This window comes from Chitinophaga terrae (ex Kim and Jung 2007), from assembly GCF_900107795.1.
Classification (GTDB): Bacteria; Bacteroidota; Bacteroidia; order Chitinophagales; family Chitinophagaceae; genus Chitinophaga; species Chitinophaga terrae.
Window position 1 is genome coordinate 121320 of record NZ_FNRL01000007.1, and the last position, 18000, is coordinate 139319.

At 46.0% G+C, this 18000-nt stretch carries 20 protein-coding genes; 6 read left to right on the plus strand and 14 right to left on the minus strand.

The annotated features are described in order from the left end of the window. Positions 1-4: 4 nt before the first annotated feature. Together BLV62_RS09630 and BLV62_RS09635 are read left to right on the plus strand one after the other, a co-directional pair. Positions 5-736 (plus strand): SDR family oxidoreductase, encoded by a 732-nt coding sequence (locus BLV62_RS09630; RefSeq protein ID WP_089761086.1) that lies wholly within the window; start codon positions 5-7, stop codon positions 734-736. Then, positions 733-1323, plus strand: a complete 591-nt coding sequence (locus tag BLV62_RS09635) for an HAD family hydrolase (RefSeq protein WP_168927882.1) — start codon at positions 733-735, stop codon at positions 1321-1323. Before BLV62_RS09630 ends, BLV62_RS09635 begins: the two co-directional genes overlap by 4 nt. A gap of 326 nt (positions 1324-1649) precedes the next feature. Here the strand turns inward: BLV62_RS09635 and BLV62_RS09640 are convergent, their stop codons facing one another. Further along, positions 1650-2432, minus strand: coding sequence for an acyl-CoA desaturase (locus BLV62_RS09640; RefSeq protein ID WP_089761090.1), 783 nt, complete (start codon positions 2430-2432; stop codon positions 1650-1652). A gap of 105 nt (positions 2433-2537) precedes the next feature. After that, positions 2538-4181 (minus strand): ABC transporter substrate-binding protein, encoded by a 1644-nt coding sequence (locus BLV62_RS09645; RefSeq protein WP_089761092.1) that lies wholly within the window; start codon positions 4179-4181, stop codon positions 2538-2540. 48 nt (positions 4182-4229) lie between these two features. Here BLV62_RS09645 and BLV62_RS09650 point away from each other — a divergent pair, with 48 nt between their 5' ends. Beyond that, a complete protein-coding gene (locus BLV62_RS09650; protein WP_089761094.1) occupies positions 4230-5864 on the plus strand; it encodes a M1 family metallopeptidase in 1635 nt (544 codons plus the stop codon). Positions 5865-5870: 6 nt separating this feature from the next. Here the strand turns inward: BLV62_RS09650 and BLV62_RS09655 are convergent, their stop codons facing one another. Together BLV62_RS09655 and BLV62_RS09660 are read right to left on the minus strand one after the other, a co-directional pair. Further along, positions 5871-6548, minus strand: coding sequence for an NADPH-dependent F420 reductase (locus BLV62_RS09655; RefSeq protein WP_168927883.1), 678 nt, complete (start codon positions 6546-6548; stop codon positions 5871-5873). A gap of 60 nt (positions 6549-6608) precedes the next feature. Then, entirely contained in the window at positions 6609-7355 is a 747-nt protein-coding gene (locus BLV62_RS09660; RefSeq protein WP_089761277.1) for a menaquinone biosynthetic enzyme MqnA/MqnD family protein, read from the minus strand. 140 nt (positions 7356-7495) lie between these two features. Between BLV62_RS09660 and purB the strand changes: the two genes are divergently transcribed. Beyond that, on the plus strand, positions 7496-8836 hold the full coding sequence (purB, locus tag BLV62_RS09665; protein WP_089761098.1) for an adenylosuccinate lyase: 1341 nt from the start codon (positions 7496-7498) through the stop codon (positions 8834-8836). A gap of 355 nt (positions 8837-9191) precedes the next feature. On the opposite strand, the gene BLV62_RS09670 is transcribed toward purB, so the two are convergent. Beyond that, positions 9192-9542 carry a YraN family protein gene (locus BLV62_RS09670; protein WP_089761100.1) on the minus strand — a complete coding sequence of 117 codons (351 nt, stop codon included), beginning with the start codon at positions 9540-9542 and terminating at the stop codon, positions 9192-9194. 120 nt (positions 9543-9662) lie between these two features. On the opposite strand from BLV62_RS09670, the gene manA reads away from it, so the two are divergent. Then, a complete protein-coding gene (manA, locus tag BLV62_RS09675) occupies positions 9663-10874 on the plus strand; it encodes a mannose-6-phosphate isomerase, class I (RefSeq protein ID WP_089761279.1) in 1212 nt (403 codons plus the stop codon). Between the two features lie 89 nt (positions 10875-10963). Here the strand turns inward: manA and BLV62_RS09680 are convergent, their stop codons facing one another. The 3 genes from BLV62_RS09680 to BLV62_RS09690 form a co-directional block, all read right to left on the minus strand. Then, positions 10964-11194 carry a DUF3820 family protein gene (locus tag BLV62_RS09680; RefSeq protein ID WP_089761102.1) on the minus strand — a complete coding sequence of 77 codons (231 nt, stop codon included), beginning with the start codon at positions 11192-11194 and terminating at the stop codon, positions 10964-10966. Between the two features lie 49 nt (positions 11195-11243). Beyond that, complete coding sequence (locus tag BLV62_RS09685; RefSeq protein WP_089761104.1) at positions 11244-11885, minus strand: DUF4136 domain-containing protein; 642 nt, start codon at positions 11883-11885, stop codon at positions 11244-11246. 131 nt (positions 11886-12016) lie between these two features. Next, positions 12017-12892, minus strand: a complete 876-nt coding sequence (locus BLV62_RS09690) for a class I SAM-dependent methyltransferase (protein WP_089761106.1) — start codon at positions 12890-12892, stop codon at positions 12017-12019. A gap of 151 nt (positions 12893-13043) precedes the next feature. On the opposite strand from BLV62_RS09690, the gene BLV62_RS09695 reads away from it, so the two are divergent. Continuing rightward, complete coding sequence (locus BLV62_RS09695; protein WP_089761108.1) at positions 13044-13517, plus strand: Lrp/AsnC ligand binding domain-containing protein; 474 nt, start codon at positions 13044-13046, stop codon at positions 13515-13517. A gap of 31 nt (positions 13518-13548) precedes the next feature. Here the strand turns inward: BLV62_RS09695 and BLV62_RS09700 are convergent, their stop codons facing one another. The 6 genes from BLV62_RS09700 to BLV62_RS09725 form a co-directional block, all read right to left on the minus strand. Next, positions 13549-14718 (minus strand): THUMP domain-containing class I SAM-dependent RNA methyltransferase, encoded by a 1170-nt coding sequence (locus tag BLV62_RS09700; protein ID WP_089761110.1) that lies wholly within the window; start codon positions 14716-14718, stop codon positions 13549-13551. Between the two features lie 30 nt (positions 14719-14748). Continuing rightward, positions 14749-15513 carry a type I methionyl aminopeptidase gene (map, locus tag BLV62_RS09705; RefSeq protein WP_089761112.1) on the minus strand — a complete coding sequence of 255 codons (765 nt, stop codon included), beginning with the start codon at positions 15511-15513 and terminating at the stop codon, positions 14749-14751. 20 nt (positions 15514-15533) lie between these two features. Continuing rightward, positions 15534-15965, minus strand: a complete 432-nt coding sequence (queF, locus tag BLV62_RS09710; RefSeq protein WP_089761114.1) for a preQ(1) synthase — start codon at positions 15963-15965, stop codon at positions 15534-15536. A gap of 64 nt (positions 15966-16029) precedes the next feature. After that, positions 16030-16572, minus strand: coding sequence for an RNA 2'-phosphotransferase (locus tag BLV62_RS09715; protein ID WP_089761116.1), 543 nt, complete (start codon positions 16570-16572; stop codon positions 16030-16032). Then, the gene (locus BLV62_RS09720) at positions 16559-17119 is read right to left on the minus strand and encodes an NADAR family protein (protein ID WP_089761118.1); all 561 of its coding nucleotides are present in this window, start codon (positions 17117-17119) and stop codon (positions 16559-16561) included. Before BLV62_RS09720 ends, BLV62_RS09715 begins: the two co-directional genes overlap by 14 nt. Further along, positions 17109-17972: a TIGR02452 family protein gene (locus tag BLV62_RS09725; protein WP_168927884.1), complete on the minus strand. Its 864-nt coding sequence runs from the start codon at positions 17970-17972 to the stop codon at positions 17109-17111. Before BLV62_RS09725 ends, BLV62_RS09720 begins: the two co-directional genes overlap by 11 nt. Between the last annotated feature and the right edge of the window lie 28 nt (positions 17973-18000).

The following is an 18000-nucleotide window of genomic DNA, read 5'->3' on the forward strand; positions in this document are numbered from 1 at the left end:
ATACATGCCAACAGTTTTATTATTAGGCGCAGGTTCGGACATGGCTATTGCATTAGCCAGGAAATATGCTTCCGAAAAATATGACGTACAATTAGCTGGTCGCAATACCAAAGCCCTCGAACCATTAATGCAGGATCTGCAGGTAAGATATGGCGTCAATGCATCTGTTCATGCTTTTGATGCTACAGACTATAACAGTCATGCTTCTTTCTTTCATTCCTTACCGGTGATCCCTGATACAACCATCTGTGTATTTGGCTACCTGGGCGACCAGGCAACTGCGCAGCAAAACTGGCAGGAAGCAGCGCAGATCATTCACACGAACTATACCGGCGCAGTTTCTATCCTGAACATTGCAGCGGAAACATACGAGAAGGCCGGAAAAGGTACGATTATAGGTATCAGCTCGGTGGCGGGAGAAAGAGGAAGGCAGAGTAATTATATTTATGGTAGCGCAAAAGCAGGTTTTACAGCATATTTAAGCGGTCTGCGAAACCGAATGGCAAAATCAAACGTACATGTAATGAGTGTTTTACCAGGCTTTGTAAACACACAGATGACGCAGCATCTTAAACTTCCCCCGCTTCTAACCGCGCAGCCGGAAGATGTAGCGAATGCTATCCGGAAAGCCGATAAGGGTCGAAAAAATGTTCTGTACGTTAAGTGGCAATGGAAGTTTATTATGCTTATTATTAAAACTATCCCTGAAGCAATATTTAAAAAACTATCATTGTGATCATTGCTTTTTTTGATTTTGATGGCACTATTACCCGTAAAGACACCCTATGGGAAATCATCCGGTTTCACCGTGGAAGCGCCAGTCTTTACGCCGGTATGGTGCAGTTACTTCCTTCCCTGATCCGTTTCAAACTAAACCTTATCAGTGCGCAATCGATGAAAGAACAGGTGTTAGCCTATTTTTTTGCAGAAATGAATTCAACTGCGTTTAAGCGTTGCTGTGAGGCTTTCTGTAAAGAGAAATTGCCCCGCCTCATACGCCCCCAGGCCCTGGCTGCTATCAAAGAACACCAGAGAAATGGTCATCATGTTGTAGTGGTTACCGCCTCGGCCCAGGACTGGGTAGCGCCCTGGTGCAGAACCGAAAATATCATCTGCCTGGGCACCCAGCTTGAAGTGCATCAACAGAAGATCACCGGCAAAATTCTGGGAGCCAACTGCAACGGGGAAGAAAAAGTGAACAGGATCAAAAAGGCATACCGCCTGGAGAACTTCAAAACTATTTACGCCTACGGCGATACGAAAGGCGACCTGCCCATGCTGGAGTTGGCGCAGCACAAAATCTATAAACCCTTCCGTTCTTAGCACGCAAAGGGGCAAAGTTTGCAAAGAGGCATAAGGATTTTTTTAAGAGACATAAGGAAATTTTATTAAGGGACATAAGAAGGAAAGGAAGAAAAGGAGGCGAAGAATATGTTATGTAATACAATCTTCAATCCTTTGTTTTCTTATTTCCCTTAAAAAAAATTTCCTTATGTCTCTTAAAAAAATCCTTATGCCTCTTTGCAAACTTTGCCCCTTTGCGTGAAACCTCGCGCCTCTGCGTGAAATAAAAAATGCCTCACCATTACGGTAAGGCACTTTTTATTATTGTAACAGATTGATTGTACTTGATTATACTATATACCCAACTAAGCGGCGTTCACCTTCTTCATTGGGGTGGCTGTAGCTACTACGGCTGGTTTCAGCTTAATGATACCGATAAAGTTCATCAGCTTCATCACCTGGTAGCTTGGGTCCAGCTCGTACCATTTTTTAGCGAAGTTCGGGCTGTCTTTAAACTTGTGGTGATTGTTCTGGAACAATTCTCCCAACAGTACTACGCCCCATGGTGAAGTGTTGCGGGAATGATCGCCGTTATCGAAATTCTGGTAACCATATTTATGTCCGCACCAGTTAACTACTGCGCCCTGTACAGGCCCCATCAGGAAATGGATAGGCAGCAAGAGGTACAGGTACCACATGCCGGCAGGAACAAAAGCTACGTAGAATGCGATGTAGGCAGCAATCCAGGCTAACCTGGTGATGTTGCTGTCACCGATTTTATCCATTGCTTTCCATTCCGGTAACGGATCGGCAGTGAACTGCGGATCTACAGTGCTGGTATTGTTTACGAAACCGTTGTAAATTTTACGGGTTTGAACCATCATTGTCCAAACGTCTTTGAAGAAGTGTGGAGAATGCGGGTCTTTTTCCGTATCACTGTACTCGTGGTGCATACGATGCATTACCCCATACGCCCTTGGGATCAGGTAAGATGATCCCTGGAAGAACCAGGTGCAGAAATAGAAAAAACGCTCCCAGAACTTGCTGGTAGTGTACATCTGGTGAGATGCGTACCTATGTAAATAAAACGTGTGAAAAAACAAGGAACAGAACCAGTGCACACAGAAGAATATGAGGATTACAGTCATTTCAGATTTTTATAAGTGACAATTAAACGCCAAAGGTAACGCTAAAGGATGGGATATGCCGTAAAAAATAGCGTTGAGAAGGTGAATGAAATGTTAAAAATAATTTTACTGTTTTACTTTCCTTACCCAGCGCAGTTCCAGCAGGTTCATGCCATTGTTGTATAAACCCTGTACATTGGGTTGCACCAACCGTATCACTTCATCATAAAACAGCGGCACCACGGCTGCATCTTCTGTGACCATCCTGTCCATCTCCCGGTAAAGCGTATATCGTATGCTGTCGTTATTCTCTTTCAGCGCCTGCTCGTATAGCCTGTCAAAAGCCGGGTTGCGGTAACGGGTATAGTTAGGCGGCGCGGGGTTATTCCCGTAAAAAACTGTCAGGTAGCTTTCTGCATCGGGGTAGTCGGCAATCCATGAGGCCCTGAAAAACAGCGCCAGCGACCTGGATGTTTGTTCCAGCAACACTCCTTTCTGTACCACTTCTACCTGTACACGAATCCCCACTTCCTGCAGCTGGTTAGCCACATAATTAGCCAGATCGGCGTAAGCCGGAATAGAGAGCAACCTGATCACCGGCAATCCTTTCCCTCCCGGGAAGCCCGCTTCCTTCAGCAGCGCCCTGGCGGTAGCCGGAGAATATGGATAGCCTTTGACTTTCTGAGGGTCGAAAGACGGTAACCCCGCCGGCACAAAACCCGACAATGCAGCAGTTCCGATACCGTTCCGCAGGTAGGTCATCATTTTCGTACGATCGATCCCGTAGTTGATCGCCTGCCGGATCTTTTTTATACGGAGTGGACTGTTTTTTACCAACGGGTTGCTGCTGTCCATCAAAATACCAAGATATTCCGTATTCAGGTAGGCATGTTTGCTTAACACCATCTTCCCCTCCCACTCCTTTTTCAACTTCCCCTGCTTGGTGAGCACTTCGTCTTTAAATGATGGTTCAATGTCGTTCATAAAATCCAGTTGCCCCTGGCGGAAAAGCAGGAATTCAGATGCCTTGCTTTCCAGGAAGCTGATCTGCACAGCCTCAAGGTAAGGCAGTTGATGCCCGGTACTGTCTTTCTCAAAGTAACGCGGGTTCCTGTGCAGCACCAGCGCCTGGCCCTCATCCCAGAAGAAAAACCTGAAAGGGCCGCTGCCACAGGGGTGATTCCTGAAATCCTTTCCATATTTATTCACCACTTCAAAGGGTACTATACTGCAGTATTGCATGCTGAGGATACCTAATACCGGATGGAATGGCTGGAACAGGGTAAGCTGGAAAGTACTGTCGTCCAGCGCCTGAAAACCCGTTTCAGGATTAAGGCGGCCATTGAAAAGCCAGGCGCCGGGAGAAGCAGTAGCAGGATCGAGCAGGCGCCGGAGACTGTACACCACGTCACCAGCCACCAGCTTGCGCCCTTTGCCACCCGGAAACGCCTCGTTATCGTGGAAATAAACATCTGTTCTTAAATGGAAGGTATAAGTCAAATGATCATCGGATACCTCCCAGGATCTAGCCACCGATGGCCGGATGGCCAATGCAGTATCGGTTTCCACCAATGTATTGTATAATAACTTCGCCGCCCAGATCACTTCCTGGCTTTTGGCAAATGCCGGATCAAGGCTGCTGATAGCATTAACGCTGTTATAACGGAAAACATCCAGGCTTTGCGACCGGCGGTTGTTGCACGATAAGGTCACCAGGAACAACAGTATCCAGGCGCTGCTTCTAACCGCTTGACAATAATAACATTTCATTTGACAGTAAATTAATATCTTTCCGGTTAAAACAGACTAAAATTAATTATGCGCGGAGCACTTACATGCTGTATAGCTCTATTATTTTCTGCGACGGCATTCGGCCAGCAACGATTCAGCCGTGCAGATACCCTCAGGGGTAGCATCACTCCTCAACGCAGCTGGTGGGATGTGACCAAATATGACCTGCACGTCACCGTTCACCCGGAAGATAGTACTTTCAGCGGTTATAACACTATCACCTACAAGGTATTAAAACAGGATTCTGTATTGCAGATAGACCTGCAGTATCCCATGCAGATAGACAGCGTAACGCAGGACAAACAGTCGTTGCGCGTGACCCGCGACAGCAATGCCTGGTTTGTTACTGTTAAAAGTCCCCAGCTTAAAGATAAATCCAAACAACTGACCGTTCATTTTAGCGGCAAGCCCCGCAGGGCGGCCAATGCACCCTGGAGCGGCGGCGTGATATGGACAAAAGATGAAAAAGACAGGACCTGGATGGCAACCGCTGTTCAGCATATTGGCGCCAGCTTATGGTGGCCCAATAAGGATCACCAGAGCGATGAACCGGAAGAAATGCTGATCAATGTGACGGTACCACAGGAATTGACAGATGTTTCCAACGGCCGCCTTAAAAAGGTTGTCGACAATCCTGATGGTACCAGGACCTTTACCTGGGTGGTGAACAGTCCTATCAACAACTACGATGTTGCACTGAATGTGGGCTATTATACGGAAATAAAAGACGCTTATTCCGGGGAAGGCGGTAAACTGGATATCAGCTACTGGGTGCTGGACTATAATAAAGACAAGGCCACTGAGCATTTCAAAGTGGTGAAGCCTATGCTGAAGTGCTTCGAATACTGGTTTGGGAAATATCCTTTTTATAAAGACAGTTACAAACTGGTAGATGCGCCATACTTAGGTATGGAACACCAGAGCGCTGTAGCTTACGGAAATAATTACCAGATGGGTTACAAGGGAACAGATCTTTCGGGTACCGGCTGGGGATTGAAATGGGATTTCATCGTGGTTCATGAAAGCGGGCATGAATGGTTCGGCAATAGCATTACCAGTAAAGACATAGCAGATATGTGGATCCACGAGTCGTTCACCAACTATTCTGAAACCCTGTTCGTGGAGTGCCAGTACGGTCGCAAGGCTGCTAACGAGTATGTACAGGGAATAAGAAAGAATATCAGGAACGATATTCCTATTATTGGTCCTTATGGCGTGAACGAAGAAGGCAGTGGAGATATGTACTATAAGGGCGCGAATATGATACATATGATCAGGCAGATCATGGAGAATGATGAAGCGTTCAGGGATATGCTGAGAGGCATGAACAAAACATTCTATCACCAGGTGGTCACTACCCGGCAGATAGAAGAATATATGAGCCAGTATGTGGGAATGAACCTGGAAAAGGTTTTTGACCAGTATCTGCGCCATACGACCATTCCAACCCTGGAATACCGGTTCATCGGCCAGCAGCTTCAGTTCAGGTGGGTATCTGATGTAAAGGATTTCAATATGCCGGTAAAAGTGAAGCTGAATGAGAATGGATTCAAACTGATCTACCCGGGCACCCTGTGGCATACTGCAAACTTCACGCTGTCAAACACGAAAGATTTCGAGGTAGACAAAAACTTCTATATTCATACGAAACAGGTAAAATAAAGAGTTTTAGGGGGCGTCTCCAACGTCCCTTAATAATTTGAAGGCATGTTTGGTGCTATCGTTCAGGAAACCATAAGCAGCCCAGAGAATTGAAAGGGGTTCTATACTCCTGCTCATTTCAATCTGCCCCATATCCGCAATATCTGTCCAGCCGATCTCGTGCAACAGGTTTATCACTTCCTTTTTTGCTTCCTGGCTGTTGCCTGCAATGAACATGGTAGGCGCCCCTGCCTGTAAGAGCTGGGGTAAGAGCATCCTTTCGTGGCCAACACAGCTTAAAGCCTTTACTACCCTGGCATCGGGAGGAAGCCAGGCCTGGATTTGTTCGCCTGCTGAATTATTATGTCCTATGGTGAAAGTTAAACGCCCGTATTTATCAGGGCCTTTGCCATCGAGGGGATTGGTTACGTCTACAACTGTTTTGGCTTTAAAGTTCCAGATACCTGCTGCTTCTATGGCCTTTTTAGTGCCTTGCCAGCTGGTACAGATCAGTAAAAGTTCTCCGAATTCGGCTGCTTGCCTGAAAGTCCCAAGCCGGACCTTGTCGCCGTAGTTCCGGGCCCATTGTTGCAGGGATTCCCGTGCGGGGTTACGGGTGCCAATAGTAATATAATGTCCTGTATGCATCAATCCTTTGCCCAGAGTAAGACCAACAGGACCGCTTCCAAGGATACCAATATTCATGACCCTCATTTAATGGTGAAGGTCATGAAGTTAGTTAAAATTGAGGATTTATGGTGATCCTTATTGTTCCTGCTGGAGATACGACAGGAATTTCTGCATCCCTTGCCGTTTTGCCGGTGTCAGCGGGTAGCTGATATCGCGGGTGTAATAAGTGGTCAGATCGTATGTTTCATACGGATTTTCGGCAACGACGGCAGGGATATTATGTACCCCGATGCTGTTGGCGTCGTTGAACTGTTTGATGAATTCAGCGGGCAACGCTTTATTGGCTATCCACGCTGCAAATACGAAAGGAAGGCTGGTAAAGCGGTTCCAATGTTCTGCCAGGTCATAGATAAAGGGAGAAACCTTTCTTTGTTCCAAAGCACGGTCGCCTATCACTACCCCCGCATCTGTGCCTTTAATCAGGTCCTGGAACCTGCCTTCCGCTTCGATGAAGGTTACATCCAGCTTCCAGTATTCTTTTACCAGCACCTTCAGCAAAGCAACAGATGTTCTGCTCTGGTAATCCAGGTAGATACGTTTAATAGCATTTAATGGCACTTCGCTGAACATACAAACGGAAGCTACCGGTCCTTCCGCTCCTATACAATAGTCAGAGATGATATGGTATTCTTTTAATTTAGGAATGATTGCTACCGGTACCAGGGCTACATCTACATCCCCATCTACCAGCTGCTGGGCAATTTTGGCAGGATAATCTACCGACAGATCAATCATATCCATCACCGGGTGGTCCCTAAATCCGAACAATAATGGCTTGGTATTCAAATAACTTACAGCCGCAACTTTTACTTTCCGTTCCAATTTCAGTACTTTTGAGGCTGCAAAAGTAAACAAATCCCTGTTAACAAATGCCAAAAGGCGAATTCTTATCCCGGTTCCAGGATGTGAATAGAAATTGTTATCATTAAAAATGTTAATTATAATATCGGAATATATACATTATGCAACTACAACCACTAACTGCTATTTCTCCGCTGGACGGGCGTTACCGCAATCAATTAGAAGAGCTGTCTAACTATTTCTCGGAATTTGCGTTGATCCGTTACCGTGTAATGGTTGAGGTAGAGTACTTTATCGCCCTGGGCGAGCAAAAGCTGTTCACCTTGCCGAAAGCCAAAGTTCCCGCCCTGCGAAAGATCTACCAGGAATTCACCATCGAGAATGCGAAGTTGATCAAAGACACTGAGAAAATCACCAATCACGATGTGAAAGCAGTGGAATATTTCCTGAAGAACGAGCTGAAAAACCTGGGGCTGGAAGCCCTGCTGGAGTGGGTGCATTTCGGTTTAACATCCCAGGATATCAACAATACCGCTACCCCGCTGTTCTGGAAAGACGCAATAGAACAGGTATATATGCCCGCTTTGGCTAACCTGATACTGGAACTTAAACAATTCGGAAAATCCTGGATGAAAGTGCCAATGCTGGCAAGAACGCACGGGCAACCGGCTTCTCCTACCATTTTAGGAAAAGAGATCCTGGTGTTCGTAGAAAGATTGCAGGGACAGATCGACCTGTTGGGTCAGATACCATTTGCAGCCAAATTCGGGGGCGCTACCGGCAACTTCAACGCTCACCACGTCGCATTCCCTAAGATCAACTGGGAAAAGTTCGGCGAAAAATTCGTTAACAAAACGCTGGGATTACAGCGAATGAGCTATACCACCCAGATCGAGCACTATGATAATATAGCTGCCCAATTTGACACCTTAAAACGTATCAATACAATCCTGATCGACTTCTGCCGCGATGTATGGACTTATATCTCCATGGATTACTTCAAACAGAAGATCAAGAAAAACGAGGTAGGTTCATCGGCAATGCCTCACAAGGTAAACCCTATCGATTTTGAAAATGCAGAAGGCAACCTGGGTATTGCCAACGCAGTTTTTGAGCACCTGAGCGCCAAACTGCCGGTTTCAAGATTGCAGCGCGACCTTACCGATTCAACTGTATTACGTAACCTGGGCGTACCTTTCGGGCATACGTTGCTGGCTACAAAATCCATCCAGAAAGGATTAGGTAAACTGATCCTCAACGAAGCGAAGCTGAAAGAAGACCTGGAAAACAACTGGGCGGTGGTAGCAGAAGCTATCCAGACAGTTCTGCGCAGGGAAAATTATCCTCAGCCTTATGAAGCGCTGAAAGAGCTGACCCGCGGCGGCGCGCAGATCACCCAGCAAACTATGCATAAGTTTATAGATGGCTTGAAGATCAGCGCAGCGCTGAAGAAAGAACTGAAAGCCATCACCCCGCACAATTACACCGGCATCTGGCAATAATACCCGGGGCCTTAAAACATATTATGCTGCCTTGAATGGAATATCCATTCAGGCAGCATAACTTTTTTTGAACAGAGGGAAAAATTGCTCCAACCTATTGCAGGTTGGCTGACTCTCGAAAGCAATCCCTGCTTGAACGATCTGACGTTACCTTTTCATTCACGTCGCTTGTATTAATTTTCTACCTGCATCATTATTAACTACGTGATAAAACCACGAAGTAAATAACCAGTTTTTTAAGGGAAGATTCCGGAATTTGATGGTATGTTTATACCAGGAGGCAGGTCGTATTTTACCCTGCAAAGATACCGCAAAAGCCAACAGATACAAGGTTTTTGACAGATTTTTTTGTTGATCAGAACACATCCCTGAAATGCACCAGTTCATAGGCGGCGCCCCGGAAAGTAATAGCAATGATGTCGAAACGGATCATTGCAGGTGCAAGATCATAGGTTAACAAATAAGCATCAGCGGCGGCCAGGATATTTTCCTTCTTCCGGGAATCAACTGCTTCTTCGGGCCATCCAAAAGTTCCGGAGCTGCGCGTTTTCACTTCTATAAAATAGATACAGGCATTGCGGCAGGCAACGATGTCTATCTCCTTTCTTCCATATTTCCAGTTCTGATGTAACACCTGGCAGTATTTCCGGACATAGGCAGCGGCGATTTTCTCGCCACGCCGGCCAATCGTTAAATGAGCGGGCATAACTTATCAGATTAACAAACATTTATCGCATTCAATAGCTATTTCACGGTTAACATGCTATTTTTGCAGCGGCACAAAGATATCGATATCCTTGTTACTCATAAAACAGACTACCCATATATGAAGTTATTTAGATTAGAGGGCAAAGTTCAGCATTATGCCTGGGGCGGATTTAAATACATCCCCGAACTACTGGGTCAGCCAGTGACAGACAAACCCAGTGCAGAATACTGGATGGGCGCCCACCCTAGTGCGCCTTCCACGATCACGCTGGCATCAGGCACTACTTTATTGAACCAGCTAATCCAGGAAGATCCTACCAATGCTGTTGGCCCTAAGGTTTGGGATAAATTCAGGGAGCTGCCTTTCCTCTTTAAGATCCTGGATGTAAAAGATATGCTCTCCATCCAGGTGCACCCTACCAAAGCGGAAGCTGAAAAAGGTTTTGCAAGGGAGAATGAAGAAGGGATTCCTTTAAATGCACCTAACCGTAATTACAAAGACAACAACCATAAACCTGAAATTATGGTTGCCCTCAGCGAGTTTTACCTGTTGCATGGATTTTTGCCGGAAGCGCAGCTGCTGGATATCCTTAAAAATACACCTGAATTCAGTTCCCTGGTTCCCGTGTTTGAGAAAGACGGGTATTATGGCCTGTACAAACATGTAATGGAAATGCCGCAGGAACAGGTAGAAACGATGCTTCGCCCACTGGCCGATCGTTTGGTACCAGACTACCAGGCAGGTAAATTATCTAAAACCACACCTGCCTTCTGGGCCGCCAGAGCCGTGGTGAATGATCCGCAAAGCAACACGAAACTCGACAGGGGTATCTTCTCCATTTACTTCTTCAACATAATGAAAGTAGAACCGGGAGGCGCCGTGTTCCAGGACGCCGGCATTCCGCATGCTTACCTGGAAGGCCAGAACGTAGAACTGATGGCGAATTCAGATAACGTATTGAGAGGCGGCTTAACGCCTAAACATATAGATGTACCTGAATTGCTGAAACATACCCGCTTTGAAGCTGTAACGCCACGCATCATCAACGGAGACCTGGGCGCCGATGGATTGGAAAAGATCTATCCTACCCCCGCCCCGGATTTCGAAGTGAGCAAGATCCAGTTAAAAGCCGGAGACACTTACAAACACGTAGCTAAATCTGCTGAGATCATCATCCTGATGAGCGGCAACGCTACTGTTAAAGAAAATGGTACTTCACTTGACCTGCAAAAAGGGCAATCCGTATTTACAGCATACCAGGCCAGCTACGAGATCACTACTTCTTCTGAAGCAGTGTTGTTTAAAGCAACAGCCAACAGTAACTTATAATTTTCTCTCTCATATAAAAAAGCAGGTTGCTAACTAAATAGCAACCTGCTTTTGGTTTGGAGGCATACTGATATCAAATCATTGTCCTCTTATTTTGATTTCCTGATAGGCTCTAACAAATACATCAGACCGTTCATTTTTATCACCAACATGGTTTCCAGGAGCATGCCCAGTTTACCTTTGGGAAATCCATTACGCTGGAACCATTCCAGGTAGCTGACGGGCAAATCGCAAAGCACTACATCTTTATATTTCCCGAAAGGCATTTTCATTTCCACCAGTTGCCTGAGGAACTGCGGGTCGGGCTGAAACATTTCCATATCCTTTAAGTTTAGGCTGTTGCAAATTTAAAGGATAATAGCAAGTAATTTACTTTAAGAGACCGGATTGCTGCAGTGCATCCGAAACCCTTGCTGCGTAAGCCTTCGCAAAAGATTCCAGGCTGCCAGGGTTATAGGTCTCCGACTGGCCAGACCATACCAGCTTACCTCCATCACTCAAATCATAAAGGTTGCTTTCCAGGAAATAAGTTTTATCGGTAGTGTAATAACCAGGAGAGTAAAGCGATCCGTACATATATCCATAATAACGCCAGAAGCCTCCATACCAGCCATAGGCGGGATAAGGAGCATAACCAACTGTACCTGGCACATAACGCAGTTCAGATTCTTTCCGGATCAGCGAAACTGTTAGCACTGCATTATACCCTTGTGAAGTGATCTTTTCGGTAGCGGCAGTTTTATCCTTTTCATCGAGGGGATTGAATTTTGGAGGGAAGATATCTACACTTCTTCCGGCCACCACGCCATGTTTCTGCAGGTCTGCCATCATTTGGGTTTCTACCGATTGTTTAGCTGCCAGGTTTGAAGTGATCGCTGCAACGAGGATGTTGTGAAACCCGCTGGCAGGCGCTTCCGGAGCCTTCCATGTTCCGGTCATGTGCACTGAAGTGCCGCATGCACCCAATATCAGCAAGATTCCAAGTATCGCGGAAGTGATAATTGCTTTCATAAAATATGATTTTTATGCTTAGTGTCTTATCTCTTAAACACGAGGACCTGAAAAAGGTTTATCAACGGAAAATACCCTAAATGCGATTTCCCATCAAGCTCAAATACAGTGCAGTGCAAGGGTTTGTTAAATTATTCAGTGAGGCGGCGCGCACAGGCTACCCGGTAAAACTCGTACCCTTTCTCTGTTCTTTCGGGTAAATAGCGTTGACGATAACTGGTAGCGCTTTCATCTTCTACCAGTTCGAATTGATAGCTGTTCAGGTAGGCCGGTAAAGCAGCCGGGTCAAAACCGGTCAGCCATTCCTCTTCCAGTTCATTAAGGTCGCTGAGTAATTTTTCTGCGCCTTCATAACGCGAAGGATCTTCTAAAACGTCTTTATTGACATAGGTGAAAATGACAGTAGAACCCGGGGTAAAGCGCCGCAGGAAATCGAAGGTATTGTCTATTGCTTCCTGGGTGAGGTAGTTAGTCACGCCCTCCCAAATAATAGTGGTGGGTATGGAGAAATTGAAGTTATTGATAGCGCTGAGTTGATCGAGGCTTTGTTTGTTGAAGTCGATCTGGTGGTAGAAGACTTTCTCCGGTATCAGGCGTTTAGACAGCCTTTTCAGTTTATAAGCGGCCGTGAGCGGATGATCTATTTCAATCACCTTCAGCTGTTTTAAGAAAGGCAATCTTAAACACCTGGTATCGAAGCCGGCCCCAAGTATAAACACCTGCTGGTTGCCTGCTTCTATTGTTTGCTGCAACAGGTCATCGATATACCTGGTTCTTGCCAGGCCGGAAGAGAGGGCGCCGGGGATGCGTTTACGGATCTGCTTTTCGACCATACCTCTCCAACCAGGTATGAATTTGCTTAAATATACATGAAGTTTGAACTGGTTATCAAGGAAGTTGATCGCAAAAGGGTCGGTGAATAATCTGTTATTCTTCGGGCGGGTAGTTTCCAAAGCCCTGAAAAGCGCCATATATTGCGCCGTTCGACTCGAGACATCATCTTTCATTCTACCTAGGATTTTGTGACCATAATTTAATCAAAAAAAATCATATAGGCGCGTCAAAATGGGGATATGCAGGGTAGCTCATCCGCTTTTATTTGGAATAATTCTAAAAAATTACATAATTTTAGAAAAAATTCTAAACCTGCTTATTAAAATGAGCCAACCGTTGAATATTGACAAATTAGATCTACAAATTATTTCAGAGATGTCTACAGACGCCAGCATCTCTTATGCGGAGCTTGGTAAAAAGCTGTTTGTATCTGGTGGCACTATCCATGTACGTATCAAAAAGTTGCAGGAATTGGGAGTGATCAAAGGTACCCGTTTGCAGGTGAACCTTAGAGCGATCGGCTTTGATGTTTTAGCGTTCATAGGGATTTACCTGGAAAAGAGTTCTTTATATGAATCAGTTGCCAAACAGCTGTTAAAGATCCCGCAGATAGTAAGATTGAATTACACAACGGGTTCATACAGTATGTTTGCAGAGATCATCTGCAGGGATAGCAGCGAGTTAAGGAAGATCTTGCAGGAAGACCTGCAGCATATCAAAGGAATTGAAAGAACAGAAACTATTATTTCTCTTGAAGAGAGTTTTTCAAGACCTGTGAATGTAAGCGAAGTAATGTAACATAAAAGGGAGCCGCTGGCTCCCTTATTTTTTATTTATCTTTTCTCCTTGTACCGGCATACAGCTCATATTCCAGTAACCGGCAGTCGAGGGTACTGTTATAGAATTCGATCCTCCTGTTTGGATTCAGTCTTATTTTCTTTGCCAATTCAAGGTTTCCTGTAAAGATATAGCCGAAATATCCCCCGCATTTTTGTTTAAGGAAATCGCCGATGCGGCTGTAGGTAGCTTCCAGCTCCTTTATTTCTCCCAGCCTAAGCCCATATTCAGGATTCATATATACGACACCGTTAGTATTCTCCGGCACCGGCGTGGCCTCGAAGTCGCAGGTTTTAAAAGTGATAAGATCTGCTACCCCTGCTGCTTTGGCATTTTTACGGGCGTTGATGACCGCCATTTCACTCAGGTCGCTGGCAATGATCTTCAACCCTGGCACATCTTTTATTTGTTTTTCCAACCTGGCGCGTTCCAGCAGGTATACTTCTTCATCGTACCCGATGAAATGCATGAACGCGTAGTTGTTGCGGAAGAGTCCTGGTCTCGTATTGGTGGCAATGAGAGCAGCTTCTATGGCTACGGTGCCGGAACCGCACATGGGATTGACGAAAGGGCTTTTACGGTCCCATTTTGTAGCGAGAATGGTGGCGGCAGCCAGCGCTTCCAGCATAGGAGCCCGTCCCGGGATCTTGCGGTATCCATGCCGGGCAAGCGAATCGCCCGAGGTATCAAGGAATACTTCGGCATCTTCATTCTTCCAGAACAGGTTGATCACGACGCCCGACAGCTCTGCGCCTGTAGACGGGCGTTTGCCTGTTTTTTCCCTTAACCTGTCAACAATCGCATCTTTCACCCTGAGGTTGGCGAACATGCTGTTGTTGATCGTATCATTCAATACGTTGCTGGTAATGGAAAGATATTTATCAGGAGAGATAATTGTTTCCCAGGGATATTGGTGTAAAGAATCGTAGATATCGTTGGCATCCTGCGCCTTGAACTGTTTAAGGCTGTACAGCACCTGGCTGGCGCAACGAAGATTGAGATTAAGCCTGATGCAATCGTTGATGGAGGCGGTGATCCTGACTCCCGTTACAAAAGTTTCTTCCACAACAAAGCCCAGCTCTTTGATTTCCTGTTCCAGGAAGGGAGTAAGGCGTTTATTGCAGGTAACGGTAACCGCTCCTTTTTTTGTGTATAAAGACATAAGGCGGCAAATTTACCACCTTTTGTCTTATTAATTCCAGATACCGTTGGCAGCGGTAAGAATAATTGGTTCTTTATCAGTTACTACGATGGTATGTTCGTGTTGAGCTACAAATCCCCCTTTGTTCCCTACCAGCGTCCAGCCGTCGTTTAGCTGGGCGGCGATGTTGGATTTGGTAGAAATGAATGTTTCGATTGCTACAACGCTGTTAAGTTGAAACCGCTGGCGGTTGTAACGGGAATAGCAGTTCAGCACATCTTCCGGTTCTTCGTGCAGTGAGCGCCCTACCCCATGCCCGCCAAGGTTGCGGATCACGGTAAAACCGGCGCCTGCGGCTTCTGTTTCGATCAACCGGCCTATCTGCCGGATCTTAACACCGGATTTGATATGTTGAATAGCTTTATGAAGAATGGCTTTAGAGGCATCCACCAACTTCTGATGTTTGTGGATATCGGCTCCCAGTACAAAAGATCCGCCGTTGTCAGCCCAGAAACCATTTAACTCGGCTGATACATCTATGTTTATCAGGTCGCCTTCCTGTATATATTTTTTGGCAGAAGGAATGCCGTGGGCTACTTCGTTGTTGACGCTGATGCAGGTGCAGCCCGGAAAGCGGTAGGTCAGATAGGGAGCAGACCTGGCGCCATATGATTTTAATACATCATACCCATAATCATCCAATTGTTTAGTGGACATGCCCGGTTGTGCGTATTCTCTCATCGCCTTTAAGGTAACAGCCACCACTTCGCTGACCTTTTTCATACCTTCCAATTCGGCCTGGTTCGTAATTGACATACTATATAACGTTTAACATCTTACATTAAAATCCCCCATTCTTCATCTCTTTCAGGATAGTCTTTAAATCTTTCACTTCCTCCCCTGTCTTTCCAGTCGGAATCGATCACCAGTTTGGAACTGATACCGCCGCGCGGGTTGCAGATAAGGGTGATCCTCAAACGATCCGGTTCATAGACTTCCATCATGTGATCATAAATGATGTTGATCAACCTTTCATAAGATACGATAATATCCCTGAGATGATAAACATAAAGTTTTAGCGACTTTAGTTCAATGATCTTGTTCTTGGGATAGAAAGTGATGTACAATTTAGCGAAATCCGGTTGTTCCTGAACACCGAGGAAGGTAAATTCAGGAACTTTTATCTTCATTTCATACTTCTCCTTGGATGGATTGGGGAGGGCTTTTAAGATCGATTTATCAATACTTTGATAGAGCTTCTTGGTCATGTTCCTTTATTAAACATTACGGGTAAGCTGCAAAGGTAGGTAAATGCCTTATTAATAACCAATCCTATTGCCGGGGAATGGAGATATACGCCGGGGGAACAAACTCCGTCAGCCAAACACCGTTATCCGACAGGTAAAACAGGAAGCCATCCCGGTGCATGCGTCCACTGTCGATAGTGAGGATCACCGGGGCGCCCCTCCGCCTGCCAACGTTTACGGCTGTTTCCAGGTTAGCGCTCAGGTGCAGGTGATTTCGCTGCATCTTCTGCAGTCCATCCTGCCTGATAGCATCCAGGAATTTCTCTACGGTACCATGATAAAGCGTTGCAGGCGGCGTGGCTGGCGCCAGTTGCAGGTCTACGGCCACAGTATGCCCCTGGCTGGCCCGGATACGGGACCCGCTTTCATCGATGGCAAATCGTTGTTTGTCATTTTCTGCCACCACTTTAAACAGTTCTTCTTTTGAAAAATGATAACCATGGATGGCGCATTGCTCCAGCAGGTGATCAACATCAGCCCATCCATGTTCATCGAGGGTTAACTGAACTGTTTCGGGCTTATGCCGAAGGATCAGGCTTAAAAATTTACTTATCTCAATCGTTTTCATGTTTTCTTAATTTATCCCTTACTTCCATCAGGGCAAATCCCAACAGGTTTTGCCCATTCCAGTCAGCAGGTTTTTTAACACGGGGATCGCCTTCAGCGAGGCCGATTCCCCAGATCCTGTCGTAAGGCGAAGCCTCGACAAGCACCTGGTCGCCGGTGTTTAATAAGAATTCTTTTAATGAAGGATGCTGAGAAAATTTGTGAAGATTGCCTTCCGCAACAATGTCAAATTTCTTTGCATCCCAGGTTGCAGGATCAAAGCGTTTCACTTTCCGGCCGAGGTTCTGAACGGTAGCGGGAGAAAGTGTATTGATGATCTTTTCCAATATCTCCGCGTCCGCAAATAGCCTGGCCTTGCACGCCATCATCCAGTGTTCGGCAGTATGATATCTCACGCCATCCACAACAAAAGCTGCTTCATACCACTGGCTGAAACAACTTTTGGAGACCTGTCCGTTCTTATCAGGCCGATGCCCCCAGAAAAACAAAAAAGGAGGCGCCTTATGATCGTTCCATTGAGCTATTACCCATTCGTTACTATACTTCATACTGTTCAAATATTGTTTGAAATGCTTTTTTATTCACTTGTTTATCTGAGCTGTCATACACCGCAAACACCACTTCCCTGAAAGCTCCTTTCAGTACCGGGTTAGAGGTAAGATGGAAGGCAAACCATGCGGCAACATCCGCCGGCTCGTTCCTGAATACCCCGCAGCCCCAGGCTCCCAACACCAATACAGACTGGTTGTGGATCACGGCCAGCGACAATAATTTCCCGATCCTCGACAACATCACAGGTTCCAGCAGCTCCAGTTTCTCCGGGCTATTTGTTCTAAGCGCTCCTGCATTGACAGCAGGAGCAGTAAGGATATCCACGGTGTAGTAGTTATCCAGCAACTCGTCATGGTCATTCCTGAAAACAGGGACATTGGGAGAATAGATCATGTGGTCTGAATACAATGCATCTCCATTCGCCCTGTTGTAATCATACATCGCCGGCCTGGCCTTAAGGGAGGCGTAAAGCCCGCTGGCTCTTGCCAGCGCTTCCTCCTGCGCCTGGGCGCCTCCCAGGAAACCGCCTCCGGGATTCTTCGCAGAAGCGAAGTTCAGGCAACAAACACCTGTTTTCTCTTCCTCTACTACCAATCTCCGGGCGGCTGCAAAAGTAGTTTCACCGGTGACGGATATACGGGTATCATATCTTTCCCGGTTATCCAGCAAGTTGTCGCGCCGCTGGTATACCGTTTCGAAATCGTCTGGCGTATAGTGAATTGTTTGTTCAACGCTGGATGAAAGGTCGGCCCGCAAATCGATCTGCTGCGATCTTGTATTTATATAACAGCCATTGTCGAGGATCTCCAATGTTTCATAAGCTGTTTTAATTCGCTGATTCCTGTTCATAGTCATTCATTTTTTACCGAGGGCGGAA